The organism is Citrobacter sp. Ce129, from assembly GCF_030334545.1.
In the GTDB taxonomy this organism is placed as follows: domain Bacteria; phylum Pseudomonadota; class Gammaproteobacteria; order Enterobacterales; family Enterobacteriaceae; genus Citrobacter; species Citrobacter europaeus.
This window is the reverse complement of record NZ_JAOWDS010000058.1, coordinates 21,609-36,285: the sequence shown is the minus strand read 5'-3', so window position 1 is coordinate 36,285 and position 14,677 is coordinate 21,609. Positions and strand designations below refer to the sequence as shown.

At 52.6% G+C, this 14,677-nt stretch carries 17 protein-coding genes; 9 read left to right on the top strand and 8 right to left on the bottom strand.

All coding sequences use genetic code 11. The annotated features are described in order from the left end of the window. Positions 1-15: 15 nt before the first annotated feature. Both OGV77_RS09155 and OGV77_RS09150 read right to left on the bottom strand, forming a co-directional pair. Complete coding sequence (locus OGV77_RS09155) at positions 16-390, bottom strand: type II toxin-antitoxin system VapC family toxin (RefSeq protein WP_087050718.1); 375 nt, start codon at positions 388-390, stop codon at positions 16-18. Next, positions 390-632 carry a ribbon-helix-helix domain-containing protein gene (locus tag OGV77_RS09150; protein ID WP_043018956.1) on the bottom strand — a complete coding sequence of 81 codons (243 nt, stop codon included), beginning with the start codon at positions 630-632 and terminating at the stop codon, positions 390-392. Before OGV77_RS09150 ends, OGV77_RS09155 begins: the two co-directional genes overlap by 1 nt. Before the next feature lie 205 nt (positions 633-837). On the opposite strand from OGV77_RS09150, the gene OGV77_RS09145 reads away from it, so the two are divergent. The 3 genes from OGV77_RS09145 (at position 838) to OGV77_RS09135 (ending at position 2,333) form a co-directional block, all read left to right on the top strand. Further along, on the top strand, positions 838-1,746 hold the full coding sequence (locus OGV77_RS09145) for an alpha/beta hydrolase (protein WP_087050719.1): 909 nt from the start codon (positions 838-840) through the stop codon (positions 1,744-1,746). Positions 1,747-1,810: 64 nt separating this feature from the next. Then, a complete protein-coding gene (locus OGV77_RS09140; protein WP_003825282.1) occupies positions 1,811-2,053 on the top strand; it encodes a type II toxin-antitoxin system ParD family antitoxin in 243 nt (80 codons plus the stop codon). After that, positions 2,046-2,333: a type II toxin-antitoxin system RelE/ParE family toxin gene (locus OGV77_RS09135; RefSeq protein ID WP_003825284.1), complete on the top strand. Its 288-nt coding sequence runs from the start codon at positions 2,046-2,048 to the stop codon at positions 2,331-2,333. Before OGV77_RS09140 ends, OGV77_RS09135 begins: the two co-directional genes overlap by 8 nt. A 5-nt stretch (positions 2,334-2,338) precedes the next feature. Here the strand turns inward: OGV77_RS09135 and fabY are convergent, their stop codons facing one another. From fabY to OGV77_RS09105, 6 genes are all read right to left on the bottom strand, one after another. Beyond that, the gene (gene fabY / locus OGV77_RS09130) at positions 2,339-3,280 is read right to left on the bottom strand and encodes a fatty acid biosynthesis protein FabY (RefSeq protein ID WP_003825286.1); all 942 of its coding nucleotides are present in this window, start codon (positions 3,278-3,280) and stop codon (positions 2,339-2,341) included. Between the two features lie 44 nt (positions 3,281-3,324). Further along, the gene (dtd, locus tag OGV77_RS09125; protein ID WP_003028671.1) at positions 3,325-3,762 is read right to left on the bottom strand and encodes a D-aminoacyl-tRNA deacylase; all 438 of its coding nucleotides are present in this window, start codon (positions 3,760-3,762) and stop codon (positions 3,325-3,327) included. Next, positions 3,759-4,631 (bottom strand): virulence factor BrkB family protein, encoded by an 873-nt coding sequence (locus OGV77_RS09120; protein ID WP_087050720.1) that lies wholly within the window; start codon positions 4,629-4,631, stop codon positions 3,759-3,761. Before OGV77_RS09120 ends, dtd begins: the two co-directional genes overlap by 4 nt. Then, positions 4,625-5,224 (bottom strand): glucose-1-phosphatase, encoded by a 600-nt coding sequence (gene yihX, locus OGV77_RS09115; RefSeq protein ID WP_087050721.1) that lies wholly within the window; start codon positions 5,222-5,224, stop codon positions 4,625-4,627. Before yihX ends, OGV77_RS09120 begins: the two co-directional genes overlap by 7 nt. A gap of 105 nt (positions 5,225-5,329) precedes the next feature. Continuing rightward, positions 5,330-6,133, bottom strand: a complete 804-nt coding sequence (locus OGV77_RS09110) for a DeoR/GlpR family DNA-binding transcription regulator (RefSeq protein WP_003847907.1) — start codon at positions 6,131-6,133, stop codon at positions 5,330-5,332. Between the two features lie 33 nt (positions 6,134-6,166). Further along, entirely contained in the window at positions 6,167-7,063 is an 897-nt protein-coding gene (locus OGV77_RS09105) for a sugar kinase (RefSeq protein ID WP_047407495.1), read from the bottom strand. A 166-nt stretch (positions 7,064-7,229) separates the two neighbouring features. Between OGV77_RS09105 and yihU the strand changes: the two genes are divergently transcribed. Genes yihU through OGV77_RS09075 form a run of 6 tightly spaced genes read left to right on the top strand, consistent with a single transcriptional unit; the run spans position 7,230 to position 14,640 of the window. Further along, positions 7,230-8,126 carry a sulfolactaldehyde 3-reductase gene (gene yihU, locus OGV77_RS09100; RefSeq protein WP_087050722.1) on the top strand — a complete coding sequence of 299 codons (897 nt, stop codon included), beginning with the start codon at positions 7,230-7,232 and terminating at the stop codon, positions 8,124-8,126. Positions 8,127-8,136: 10 nt separating this feature from the next. Beyond that, a complete protein-coding gene (gene yihT / locus OGV77_RS09095; protein ID WP_043018880.1) occupies positions 8,137-9,012 on the top strand; it encodes a sulfofructosephosphate aldolase in 876 nt (291 codons plus the stop codon). Positions 9,013-9,024: 12 nt separating this feature from the next. Further along, the gene (yihS, locus tag OGV77_RS09090) at positions 9,025-10,266 is read left to right on the top strand and encodes a sulfoquinovose isomerase (RefSeq protein WP_043018879.1); all 1,242 of its coding nucleotides are present in this window, start codon (positions 9,025-9,027) and stop codon (positions 10,264-10,266) included. Between the two features lie 18 nt (positions 10,267-10,284). Further along, positions 10,285-11,127, top strand: coding sequence for an aldose-1-epimerase (locus tag OGV77_RS09085; protein WP_087050723.1), 843 nt, complete (start codon positions 10,285-10,287; stop codon positions 11,125-11,127). A 48-nt stretch (positions 11,128-11,175) separates the two neighbouring features. Next, on the top strand, positions 11,176-13,212 hold the full coding sequence (locus tag OGV77_RS09080) for an alpha-glucosidase (protein ID WP_087050724.1): 2,037 nt from the start codon (positions 11,176-11,178) through the stop codon (positions 13,210-13,212). A gap of 45 nt (positions 13,213-13,257) precedes the next feature. After that, complete coding sequence (locus OGV77_RS09075) at positions 13,258-14,640, top strand: MFS transporter (RefSeq protein ID WP_003825308.1); 1,383 nt, start codon at positions 13,258-13,260, stop codon at positions 14,638-14,640. The last annotated feature ends 37 nt before the right edge of the window (positions 14,641-14,677 follow it).

Below are 14,677 nucleotides of genomic sequence, written 5' to 3'. Positions count from 1 at the left end.
CGTAGGTCGCCCGGGTTATAACGCATACGGCGTGACCACGCCTGATATGCCTGCAAAATCCTTGGTATTACGCGTAACCAATGTAAGACGATGAATCTGCGCAGTGGCCAAAATAATGGCATCCGGCAATTTCATCCCATGCTCCTGTCTGATACTCACGCTTCGTTCAGCAATATCCTGTGAAATGTCGATCACGTTAAAAGCGCCTAGCGCAACGCGAGTAAGGGCTTCCTGATGGTATTTTTTTGCGCCCACCATCACCTCCATCCATGTAATGAGGCTGATTGCATTCTGCGGCGGCCATGTTTCTAGCGCTAGTTTTGCTTCATTTCTCCCGCTAAAAAGGTCGATGAGGATGTTGGTATCAAAAAGAGCTGATCCTTTGACCATTACCATTCCTCACGGAGTTTACGCTGGTATTCAACACCATCTTCCTCACAGCCTTGCCACAGCCCAAGAGCACGTGAAATTGTTGTTTCAGCCTGATCCTGCCTCTCAAGATACTGTTCAACGGCCTCCCGCAAGAGTTCTGCTCGCGGCAGGTTGCGCTGAACCTTGAGATCATCAAGACGTTTAATCACCTCATCTGATAAATCGAGTAAAATTCTGCCCATATCCATCCCAGCCATCATACTCACATATACCTCCAGTATATCATCAGCGATTAATTTCCACACAACATACACCTGAGAAAAGTGGGAAAGTAGCCTTCACGCGAACGATTTTTATTTTTGCGAGCAGCTTTCCAGAATCATACCCGCCCCCTTTTTTCCCATTTTCATTCGTGAGTATCCAGGTTATAAAACTGTATATATATACAGATAAGGAGAATAATAAATGGCACTGGAAAACGGGATTGCACAGCTTGTTGAGGCATTTATCGCGGCGAGACGCCCTTCTTCACGTGAGCAGAATATTGATGACCGGAGAGCAGGCTACATCGCCAGCACTGCACTGGCAGGAGAAACTGAAACCCGCGTACAGGTTGAAGATATTGAACTCGATGCCATGACGTTTCGCGTTGTTTCGCCGCGGGGCAGCACAGGAAATCTCCCCTGCGTTATCTATTATCACGGCGGCTGCTTTGTCAGCGGTGGATTCGCCACCCATGATAATCAGCTAAGGCAGCTCGCGTGGTACAGCGGCTGTCGGGTGATTGCGGTGCAATATCGCCTCGCACCAGAGCACACCTTCCCGGCAGCGCATAACGATGCTGAATCGGGGGCCAATATTATCTGGAAGTATGCCCAGAAACTGGGAGTCGACCGCAGCAACATTACGCTTGCCGGTGACAGCGCGGGCGGGCATCTGGCGCTGGTCACCGCACTACGCCTGAAAGCTAGCGGACAATGGCAACCTGCGCAGCTTATGTTGATCTACCCGATGCTGGACGCAACCGTCAGGTTTGCGAGCTATGACCATAATGGACAGGATTACATTATCACCCGCGACACGCTGCTGTCGGGCTACGAGATGTATATGCCGCAAACCGATCCACTGCATCCCGAAGTCAGCCCACTCTGGCGCGAAGACTTCAACGGTTTGCCGCCCACGCACATCATTACAGCTGAATTCGACCCACTGCGAGATGAAGGCGAGGCCCTGTATCAACGGTTCCAGGAGCAGGGCGTGGAGTGCACTTGCCAACGCTATCTCGGCGTTATCCACGGATTTTTCCAGTTGGCTGGGGTGAGTCAGGCAGCACGAAGCATTATGCGGGATGTGGCCTGGCGGCTAGGTCAGTAAGGTTGTTCATGTTTTCGTCCACGGGTGCTATCTTGTGTGAATAGATAACACAAAGGACAAACCTATGCCCAGAACTACCAGCATTACGATTGGCGAGCATCTCGATCGTTTTATTAACGAAATGATTGAAAGTGGGCGCTATGGTTCCACCAGCGAAGTTGTCCGTTCAGCATTACGTTTACTGGAAGAACAAGAATTGCGAAACAACGCATTACGCGACGCGCTGGAGGATGGGATACACAGCGGCACAAGCGACCTGACTCTACAGGAGGTCGCGCACAGGAAAAAGCGCAGTCTGAATGTATAAACTCTCTAATCAGGCAGTCGAAGACTTTGAATCTATCTATGAATACACCTGGAGAAAATTCGGTTATCAGCAGGCGGATAAATACACGACTGAGATGGAACAGCTTTTTTTACTGTTAGAGAAAAACGCTTTGATGGGACACAACTGTTCTGCGATTAAGGAAGGTACCCGTCAATACAATCATCGACAGCATGCGATTTTTTATCAAAATGCGGATTATGGCATTTTCATAATCCGCATTTTACATCAGCAAATGAACCCAATATTGCATTTCAGCTAGAAGGCCTACTCTTCCTCGTTCCCGCCTTCTTCATATGCGCCAAACGGTTTTGCGGGTAGCACAATGTAGGTGCCTTCAAACACAACGCCCGGCGTGTCATCGCCAAATACCCCGACCTGCATCTGAACGCGCGCCTTGCGGCCTCTTGCCAGACGGTCCAGGTCACCGCTCAGCGAGCCCAGGTCGGCGATGGCGGTAGGCTTCCCGGTGATCGGCCTGCTGTATCGGATATGCGCGTCCGCGAGGATTATGGTCCCGCCCAGATGACGCTCGCGCAACATTAGCCAGATAAGCCCCCAGCCCGTTAACGTCGCCAGTGAAAACAGGCTTCCGGCAAACAGCGTATGGTGCGGGTTCTGATTACCGGTCTCGGGCATCGTGGTAATAAATTTCTGCCCGGTGTACTGCTGAATGCGCACGCCCATTTTCTCACTCAAGGGAATATGTTCGTACCAGGCTTGCTGTAACTGTCCGCACCAGTCGCCGCGATGGAGAATATCGTCCAGCGTCGCGATGGGCTTAATCATCAAAAAGTGGCGCACCGGTGTGGTTTGCGGCGTGGTGATTTCTCCCTGGCTCACAAACCCGAGTTTGGCGAAAAATTCGACCGCATCTTCACGGGCGCTACAGGTTACGCGCTTTACCCCTTCCTGACGCGCCACAGACTCCAGGGTCATCGCCATCAGCGTGCCCAAACCTTTCTCCTGTACGGAGGGGTCTACGGCCATAAAGCGTATCGAGGCTTCGTTATCCGCATTGATATACAAACGCCCAACCGCGACCAGATTCCCCTCTTCGTCCACCACCATCTGGTGATGCGCCATCGCATCCCAGGCATCCCGTTCGGAGCCTTTGGGCTGGTGCAAGGGTTTACGCAGCATCTCCCAGCGAAACTGGTAGTAACGCTCCAATTCTTCTTCTGTTTGCGGTACTCGAAGGTGATACATAGTCGTATTCTCTCTTGTTGCCCGCGGCCACACCGGTAGCTGGTTCATACTTGTAACCAGAACGTCACGGGACCATCATTAACCAGTGAAACCTGCATATCCGCAGCGAAACGACCGGTTTGCGTATTCATTTCCTGTTGGCGGCAACGCTCAACAAAGTACTCATACAGCGCTTCTGCCCGCTCGGGCGCTGCGCCTTTTGAAAAGCCCGGACGCATGCCGCGCTCAGTATCTGCCGCCAACGTAAATTGCGAGACCACCAGCACGCTGCCGCCTGACTGCTGCACATTCAGGTTCATTTTGCCTTCGGCATCGCTAAAGATTCGATAGCCGAGTACGCGTTCGCACAGGCGGTTCGCTTTTTGTTCGTCATCATCCCTTTCGACACCTAACAGGACCAAAAGTCCTGGGCCAATTTCACCCGTCACCTCGCCCTCCACGGTGACGCTGGCACGGGTTACGCGCTGAATTAATGCAATCATGGTTGCTCTGCTTCTTCTTGTTCTGCGGCTTGTTTAAGTTTGCGGTATTCCCCGAGAGTGACAGTTATTTCCGCGCCTAGCAAGACGATACACCACGTCCAGTATACCCAGACAAATAAAATGGGGATCACCGCCAGGACACCGTAAATGAGCTGATACGACGGAAACATCGTGATGTAGAGCGCAAATCCTTTCTTTCCGGCTTCGAACAACACGGCGGCCACAAAGGCGCCAATAACCGCATCACGATTGGGTACACGGGTTGTCGGTACAATGCTGTAAAGCAGCCAGAACGAGAGCCAGGAAAGCACCAGCGGGAAAATACGCAGAACGTTATCAATCACCGTGTTGAGATCGCTGGCCCAGCGCAATGACAACAGATAAGAGCTGATCGCCAGGCTGGCCCCCGCCAGCAGCGGCCCCAGCGTTAAAATCATCCAGTAAACGGCGAAAGAGTAAACTTTAGGGCGAGTGCGTTTACTACGCCAGATAGTATTCAGCGCATTATCAATGGCATACATCAATAATAACGCCGTAACAATCAGCCCACATGCTCCAACGGCGGTCATTTTGTTCGAGTTGGCGACAAACTGTTCGATATAACGCTGGATAACGTCTCCCGTCGCCGGGATAAAGTTTGCGAAAATAAAATGCCGCAGCTGGACACTAACGTCAGAAAACATCGGAAAGGCGGCGAAAAGAGCAAACACAACGGCAATAAGCGGCACTAATGAGAGCAATGAAACGTAGGCAAGATTCCCTGCCAGCGTCGTCATGTTGTCTTCATCAATCCGCTGCCATAGTTGCTTCAGCCAGGCCCGTACAGGACGCGTATGGTGCCTGGCTTGTTGCTGAACATTTTTTAGCATAACAACTTCGCGAAATAGTCAGGAATGGTCGTTTTATCGACGACCTGGATACTGGTAATCCCTAACCGATTGGCCCCTTCAATATTATCGGCGTTGTCGTCAAAAAAGATCGCATCTTGCGCAGAAAAACCTTCAGACTGCAGGACGTGCTGGTAAATCCGCGCTTCCGGTTTACGCATGCCCAGGTCCTGGGAAAGATAAATATGGTCAGCAGCCTGACGGATCTCGGGGTATTCATCTGGCCAAAACGTCGAGTGCAAACGGTTAGTATTCGACAAGACGACCACCCGATGCCCCTGCTCACGCAGCTTATGCATGATGTCGATAACCTCAGGGCGCAAGGCGACAAAAACGGCCTGCCAACCGTGAGAGAACTGCTCGTAACTGAGCGGCAACGCCATGTCATGGCATAGCGCCTCCGCAAAAGCTTCATCCGTTATTTCACCTCGCTCGTGCTGGTGAAAAGCCTCCCCCATGGTGAAACTTTGCTTTAACGAGGCCAGCGGTACACGGCTCAAATCGCTCCATGTGCCTAACACGCGATTGAAGTCGATATCGACAATCACATTACCCAAATCAAAGATATAGAGCATGCCCTTCTCCTTATTCGCCGTGGATGAATAACTGTAGCGGGAAAGGAGAAGTTTGACTATGTGAGAGTGATGACTACGAACTTATCGAGCCATCACTGGAGAGAATTACACGGCCAGAGCATCGTCCTGTGAAGGACTCACTTGCACAATTTCCACCTGCTGTGACTGGAGTAAATTATGCAATGCGGGACCTGGGTATTCATCGGTAAACAACGCGGTCACCTGAGACACGTTACCAATTTCTACCGCGGCAGAAGCCGTATATTTCGTATGATCCGCAGCCAGCAGAATGTGTCTTGAATGGGACATCATCGTTTTCACTACGCTGGCTTCATTGACATCAAACTCCAGTAGCGCGCCATCACTTTCAATCGCGCCAACGCTGGTAACCAGGTAGTCGGCCCGAAAATCAGCGACAAATGCCGAGGCAGAAGGGCCAATGATGCCACTGTTATGCGGACGTAACGTTCCCCCCGGCACCATGACTTCAAAACGTGGGTTGTTATACAGAATGTGCGCCACACGCAGGCTGTTGGTGATAATACGCAAATGATTATGGTTTAACAGTGCGCGCGCCACCTGCTCAACGGTGGTGCCAATGGTAATAAACACCGTTGACCCATCAGGAATGTAATCAGCCACCGCTTCCGCGATGGCTTTTTTCTCTTCCGTCCAGGAGACTTCACGCTGCTCAAACGCCGTATTCACCACGCTGGAAGCTCTACCCGCGCCACCATGATGACGGGTAATTAATCCCTGCTCGCTGAGTTTACGAATATCACGACGCACGGTTTGCGTGGACACGTCCAGCAGGCTGGCGAGCTCGTCGATGTTCATATAACCGCGCTCGCTAATCAGCATCAGCAGTTGATCGTGTCGCGGGTTACCGGTCAGTTCGGTAAGACTCATGAAATTTCCTCGAAAAACCATTGCCCTGGCATTTTATACAAAAAGTGACAGAAAAGATCGGGTTTGATCACAGTCAGGGATTCCGGCTCTTCCTCCCGGACGTGTACATTTTAGCGCAGCAACCCCGCTGGCGAACCTGACAGCCCCTTCCGGAGCATCGCCGTCAGCCAGGCTGAATGCGAGCGCACCGTGGAAAACATCCCCCGCCCCCGTTGTGTCAACGACGTCGACTTTAAATCCAGATTGATGCTGCAACGTATTATTTTTTATCCAGTCACAGCCTTCGCTCCCTCGTGTCACATAGACATGACCATTTGTGAGCGTTTGTGCTTGTTTCAGTCCAGCGACAGGATCGCTTATCCCGGTTAATCGCGCCAGACCAGGTTCAGAGAATGCAGCATGATCGCTTAACGCCACCAGTTCACTAATACCCTGTGGCGTTACATCGCCATCCAAAACCGTCATCACTCCCGCCTGACGCGCCAGCGTGAACGCCTGCCTGGCCCCTTCGTGCCAGCGAACATCCGCCAACACCACATCCCACTGGGAAAAATCGATCTCATTGAGCCAATCAGCATCCGGCAGTAAATCCGGGCTGGGATAGTTAACGATAATCCGTTCACCTTGCGCATCAACCATAATCGCCGATTGCGAAGACTTTGCCCCCACGTAGCGCCGGGTGTAGCGGGTGTTTACCCCCAGGGATTCCAGCTCCGCCAGCAGGCTATTTCCGGTGTCGTCATCGCCCACACGGCCAATAAAGTCCACCTGCGCGCCCAGCTTCGCTGCAGCCACTGCGGCCGTTGCAGCAGGCCCGCCGCCCACTTCCGTATAACGCTTCGCCACATACTTACCTCCTTCAGTCGGTAAACCTTCCACGTAATAGATGCGATCCATCACGGCAATACCTACACAAGCAATACGAATCATGGTCATTCCTTAGGCGTTTCAAGATGGGATCATTTTAATTTCACAAAATGTTTAAAAAGTGACGGCTGTCAATTTTTTGACCATAAATTACAAATACGATCAAAAACAGACAAAAACAAACGACCTTAAATGACAAAAAATGACATCCACGTCTCAGGAGAACGTTATGGCAGTTATAGCATTTATCGGATTAGGTCAGATGGGTTCACCCATGGCGAGCAACTTGCTGAAGCAGGGTCATCAACTCAGCGTCTTTGACGTTAACCCGGATGCCGTTCAGCGCCTGGTGGAAAAAGGAGCACAGCCAGCCAACAACCCGGCCCAGACGGCAAAGGGGGCAGAATTTGTCATCACCATGCTGCCAAACGGCTCCCTGGTGCGTAGCGTACTGTTCGGGGAGCAGGGTATCTGCGAAAGCCTCTCCCCGCAGGCGTTAGTGATTGATATGTCGACTATTCACCCACTGCAAACCGACAAGTTGATCGCCGATATGCGTGCCAAAGGTTTCGACATGATGGATTGCCCGGTTGGACGCACCTCCGATCACGCTATCGCGGGAACGCTGTTGCTGCTGGCAGGTGGAACGGCACAGCAGGTAGAACACGCCACATCAGTTCTGATGGCGATGGGTAATGAATTGATCAATGCAGGGGGTCCCGGCATGGGGATCCGCGTGAAGCTCATCAACAACTACATGAGTATTGCGCTAAATGCCCTGTCTGCTGAAGCCGCCGTGCTGTGCGAAGCGCTCGGCCTCTCCTTCGATGTGGCCTTAAAAGTGATGAGCGGAACGCCTGCCGGAAAAGGTCACTTCACCACCTCCTGGCCAAACAAAGTGCTGAAAGGCGATCTTTCCCCGGCCTTTATGATCGATTTAGCTCACAAGGATCTTGGCATCGCCCTGGACGTTGCCAACCAACTGCATGTGCCGATGCCGCTCGGCGCCGCCTCCCGCGAAGTCTATAACCAGGCACGCGCCGCTGGCCGTGGCCGGGAAGACTGGACGGCAATTCTCGAACAGGTTCGCGCATCCGCCGGGCTAAATAAACACACAGATAAGTAAGGACTGAACAATGACGAAGTACACCCTGAAAGATATCACCCGAGCTTCTGGCGGTTTTGCCATGCTGGCGGTCGATCAGCGCGAAGCCATGCGCTTAATGTTTGCCGCAGCGGGTGCAAAATCCCCGGTCAATGACAGCGTGCTGACCGATTTCAAGGTCAATGCGGCAAAGATCCTGTCCCCCTATGCCTCCGCCATTTTGGTCGACCAGCAGTTCTGCTACCGCCAGGTTGTAGAGCAAAACGCGGTCGCCAAAAGCTGCGCCATGATTGTGGCCGCTGATGAGTTCATTCCGGGTAACGGTATTCCGGTCGATAGCGTGGTGATTGATAAAAAAATCAACCCGCAAGCCGTGAAGCAAGATGGTGCTAAGGCTCTCAAACTGCTGGTGCTGTGGCGTAGCGATGAAGATGCTCAGCAGCGTCTTGATATGGTGAAAGAATTCAATGAGCTATGCCATTCCAATGGCCTGCTTAGCATCATCGAGCCGGTTGTTCGCCCACCGCGTCGTGGCGATAAGTTCGATCGCGAACAGGCCATTATCGATGCCGCAAAAGAACTGGGTGATAGCGGTGCCGATCTCTACAAGGTCGAAATGCCGCTGTACGGCAAAGGTACTCAACAAGAACTACTAAGCGCCTCTCAGCGCCTGAATGAAAACATCAACATGCCGTGGGTCATTCTCTCCTCTGGTGTGGATGAAAAACTGTTCCCGCGCGCAGTCAGCGTAGCAATGACCGCAGGCGCATCTGGCTTCCTGGCCGGACGTGCGGTCTGGTCATCGGTTGTTGGCCTGCCAGATACCGAACTGATGCTGCGTGATGTTTCCGCGCCTAAATTGCAGCGTCTGGGCGATATCGTCGATGAAATGATGGCCCGCCGCTAAGAGGATCGAAGAATGAAATGGTTTAACACCCTAAGCCACAACCGCTGGCTGGAGCAGGAAACCGACCGCATCTTTAACTTTGGTAAGAACGCGGCGGTACCCACCGGATTTGGCTGGCTGGGAAACAGTGGCCAGGTCAGAGCAGATATGGGGACACATTTGTGGATCACCGCCCGTATGCTGCACGTTTACTCCGTTGCCGCATCAATGGGTCGCCCTGGCGCATATCAGCTAGTCGATCACGGTATTAAAGCGCTGAACGGTGCGCTACGCGACACACGCTACGGCGGTTGGTACGCCTGCGTAAATGACGAAGGGGTAATGGACGCCTCCAAGCAAGGCTATCAGCATTTCTTCGTCTTGCTTGGCGCGGCAAGTGCGGTCACCACCGGTCATCCGCAGGCCAGACAATTGTTGGATGACGCCATCGAGGTGATCGAACAGTACTTCTGGAGCGAAGACGAGCAGATGTGCCTGGAATCCTGGGACGAAGCCTTCAGCCAGACGGAAGATTACCGCGGCGGTAACGCCAACATGCACGCGGTCGAGGCTTTTCTGATCGTTTATGACGTTACCCATGACCGTAAATGGCTCGATCGCGCATTGCGTATTGCATCGGTGATTATTCACGACGTGGCCCGCAGCGGGGAGTATCGCGTCAACGAGCACTTCGATTCACAGTGGAACCCAATTCGCGATTACAACAAGGATAATCCAGCTCACCGTTTCCGCGCCTACGGTGGCACACCGGGCCACTGGATCGAGTGGGGCCGCCTGATGCTGCATCTGCATGCCGCGCTGGAAGCCCGTTTTGAAACGCCTCCCGCATGGCTGCTGGAAGATGCCAAAGGCTTGTTCCACGCCACCATCCGTGATGCCTGGGCACCGGACGGTGCGGATGGTTTTGTCTATTCGGTGGACTGGGACGGTAAACCCATCGTTCGCGAAAGAGTGCGTTGGCCAATAGTCGAAGCTATGGGTACCGCCTATGCCTTGTATACCCTCACCGGCGATAGCCAGTACGAAGCCTGGTACCAGAAGTGGTGGGATTACTGCATCACATATCTGATGGATTACGAGACTGGTTCATGGTGGCAGGAGCTGGACACCGATAACAAGGTGACCACCAAAGTCTGGGACGGTAAGCAGGACATTTATCACCTGCTGCACTGCCTGGTGATCCCCCGTCTACCACTGGCTCCGGGCCTTGCTCCGGCGGTGGCTGCCGGTCTGCTGGATATCAACGCTAAATAAGTAACAAGGTGAGCAGCCATGCATAACGGTGGAAAAACCATTCAACTTCAAGCCGGAAACTTCCAGGCGAAAATCGTCACAGTTGGTGCGGGACTAGCAGAATTGACGCACTGTGGGCGTCACATTGTTATTCCGCATAAGCCGGAAGAGATGCCGCTGGCACATTTAGGAAAAGTGCTGGTTCCCTGGCCAAACCGCGTTGCAGATGGCTGCTATCAACATAACGGCAAGACCTTCCAACTTGCCGTTAACGACCCTGTTTCACATACCGCCATCCATGGATTACTGGCCTGGCGGGACTGGCAGATTAATCAACTGTCGAACACGGAAGTGTCGTTGACGATTTTTCTGCCGCCCTCTTATGGCTATCCCTTTGCGCTGGTTTCAGAGGTGATTTACCGACTGGAGGCAGAGTGCGGATTGCACGTCATTATTCGGACGCAGAATGTGGGTGACGAAATTGCACCCTATGGCGCGGGGGCACATCCCTACTTGACCTGCAATCTGCACCCTATCGATGACTGTGAATTAACGCTCCCGGCTAGTGAAGAAACATGTGACGAGCGGGGTTTCATTACACCGCGACGCATTGCGCAGACCACTATCGATCATACCTTCAGGACGTTGTCACCTAATGCAGAGTGGGAAGTCAGGATCACCAGTCAATCGCAAAACATGTCTACCTTTTTACGCAGCCACCAGCCCTGGCTGCAGATATATACCGGCGAGAAATTAGCACGGCGCGGCCTGGCGGTTGAACCGATGACCTGCCCACCAAACGCCTTTAACTCCGGGATTAGCCTGATTCATCTCCCGCCCGGAGAAACACATCAAATGCATTTTTTAATCGGCAGTGAATAACAGATTTCCGACAAATTACCGAATTACCCTATGTTTACGGAGACGATAATGAATTCGCTACAACAACGGTCAACCGCCTTAGAACTCACATCATTACCTGATGGATTTGCTTTAACATACCACCAGCGCCTGATTTTGCGTCACAGCACAGAACTCCCCTGCCTGTGGATCGGCGCTGGCGTTGCCGACATTGACATGTTTCGCGGCAACTTCAGCATTAAAGACAAGCTCAATGAGAAGATTGCTCTGACCGACGCCACGGTAAGCGAGTCGCCTGAAGGCTGGCGGGTAGATTTCAGCCGCGGTAATACCATCAACGCCACGCTGCACATCTCCACCGATGAACAGGGACGCCTGAAGCTGGATCTGCACAACGAGGATCTCAGCCATAACCGTATCTGGCTGCGCCTGGCCGCCAGGGCGGACGATCATATTTACGGCTGCGGCGAACAATTCTCTTACTTCGATTTGCGCGGAAAGCCATTTCCACTGTGGACCAGCGAACAGGGCGTGGGCCGTAACAAAAACAGCTATGTCACCTGGCAGGCAGACTGTAAAGAAAATGCCGGCGGTGACTACTACTGGACCTTCTTCCCGCAGCCGACCTTTGTCAGTACGCAGAAATACTACTGCCACGTGGATAACAGCTGCTATATGAATTTCGACTTCAGCGCGCCGGAGTACCACGAACTGGCATTGTGGGAGGATAAAACCACTCTTCGCTTTGAATGCGCAGACACCTACATCTCTTTGCTGGAAAAACTGACTGCACTGCTAGGACGCCAGCCAGAGCTACCGGACTGGATCTACGATGGCGTCACGCTCGGTATTCAGGGCGGTACTGAGATTTGCCAGAACAAACTGGACACTATGCGTAACGCAGGCGTGAAAGTAAACGGCATCTGGGCGCAGGATTGGTCCGGGATCCGCATGACTTCTTTTGGCAAGCGCGTGATGTGGAACTGGAAGTGGAACAGCGACAACTATCCGCAGTTGGATAGCCGTATTAAGCAGTGGAAAGAAGAAGGCGTGCAGTTTCTCTCCTACATCAACCCGTACGTCGCCAGCGATAAAGATCTCTGTGCCGAAGCCGCTGCACATGGCTATCTGGCGAAAGACGCCTCTGGCGCTGACTATCTGGTTGAGTTTGGTGAATTTTACGGCGGCGTGGTCGATCTGACCAACCCCGAAGCCTACACCTGGTTCAAAGAAGTCATCAAAAAGAACATGATTGAACTGGGCTGCGGCGGTTGGATGGCCGACTTTGGCGAATACCTGCCGACCGATACGTATCTGCATAACGGTGTCAGCGCTGAAATTATGCATAACGCCTGGCCCGCGTTGTGGGCGAAATGTAACTACGAAGCGTTACAGGAGACCGGCAAACTCGGCGAGATCCTGTTCTTTATGCGTGCGGGCTACACCGGCAGCCAGAAATACTCCACCATAATGTGGGCAGGCGATCAGAACGTTGACTGGAGCCTCGACGATGGTCTGGCTTCCGTCGTTCCTGCGGCGCTGTCGCTGGCGATGACCGGCCACGGTCTGCACCACAGCGATATCGGCGGTTACACCACCCTGTTTGACATGAAACGCAGCAAAGAGCTACTGCTGCGCTGGTGTGATTTTAGCGCCTTCACGCCAATGATGCGCACCCACGAAGGTAACCGCCCTGGCGATAACTGGCAGTTTGATGGTGATGCAGAAACCATCGCCCACTTTGCCCGTATGACCACCGTCTTTACCACCCTGAAACCGTATCTCAAACAGGCGGTCGCGCAAAACAGCGCTACTGGTCTGCCGGTGATGCGCCCGCTGTTCCTGCATTACGAAGACGATGCGCGGACCTATACCCTGAAATATCAGTACCTGCTGGGGCAGGATTTGCTGGTTGCGCCGGTTCACGAACAAGGTCAGCAAAACTGGACGCTGTATCTGCCGGAGGATAGCTGGGTAAACGTCTGGACTGGGGAAACTTCTCAGGGCGGAGAAATTACCGTAGATGCGCCTATTGGCAAGCCTCCGGTGTTTTATCGCGCGAAGAGTGAATGGGCGTCACTGTTTGCCACCTTACGCAACATCTAATGCGGCTCGCCCGCGGGTAAACTCGCGGGCACATGGAGAATAATAATGAGTCAGACTTCCTCTAATCCGGCAACCCTACGCTTGCCGTTCAAAGAAAAACTCGCCTATGGGATGGGTGATTTAGGTTCCAATATCCTTCTGGACATTGGTACGCTCTATTTACTCAAGTTTTACACCGATGTCCTTGGTTTACCAGGAACTTATGGCGGTATCATATTCCTTATCGCCAAATTTTTTACCGCATTTACCGATATGGGCACCGGAATTATGCTCGATTCGCGCCGCAAAATCGGTCCGAAAGGTAAATTCCGTCCGTTCGTTTTATATGCCGCATTTCCGGTTACCTTGCTGGCAATTGCCAATTTTGTCGGTACACCGTTTGAAGTAACCGGTAAAACGGTCATGGCAACGGTGCTGTTTATGCTGTACGGATTGTTCTTCAGCATGATGAACTGCTCTTATGGTGCGATGGTTCCCGCTATTACGAAAAATCCTGACGAACGCGCATCGCTGGCCGCCTGGCGGCAAGGTGGTGCAACCCTTGGTTTGTTGCTGTGTACCGTCGGCTTTGTTCCAGTAATGAACCTGATCGAAGGCAACTCGCAACTGGGTTATATCTTCGCCGCCACGTTATTTTCTTTGTTTGGTCTGCTGTTTATGTGGCTCTGCTATGCCGGGGTAAAAGAACGCTACGTGGAAGTGAAACCCGTTGATGCCGCGCAAAAACCGGGATTACTGCAATCCTTCCGCGCCATCGCAGGTAACCGCCCGCTGTTTATTCTGTGCGTTGCCAACCTTTGCACACTTGGCGCGTTTAACGTCAAGCTGGCGATTCAGGTCTATTACACCCAGTACGTACTGAACGACCCGATCCTCCTTTCCTGGATGGGCTTTTTCAGCATGGGTTGTATCTTCATCGGCGTCTTCTTGATGCCGGGAATGGTCAGACGTTTCGGCAAGAAAAAGGTCTACATAGGCGGTTTGTTGATTTGGGTCGCGGGCGATCTGCTTAACTACTTCTTTGGCGGCGGTTCCGTCAGCTTTGTCGCTTTCTCGTGCCTGGCGTTCTTCGGCTCAGCATTCGTTAACAGCCTGAACTGGGCACTGGTCTCGGACACGGTGGAATATGGCGAATGGCGTACCGGCGTACGCTCTGAAGGTACGGTATACACCGGTTTCACCTTCTTTCGTAAAGTGTCACAAGCGCTGGCTGGCTTCTTCCCTGGCTGGATGCTGACGCAAATCGGCTACGTCCCCAACGTGGTGCAGTCTGCAAGTACAGTCGAAGGTTTGCGCCAGTTGATCTTTATCTATCCCTGCGCATTGGCGGTAATCACCATTGTAGCTATGGGCTGTTTCTACAATCTTAACGAGAAGATGTATGTCCGCATCGTTGAAGAGATAGAAGCACGTAAACAACCCGTTTGATAATAATAACGAATAGCGCTCTACGGAGCGCTATTGA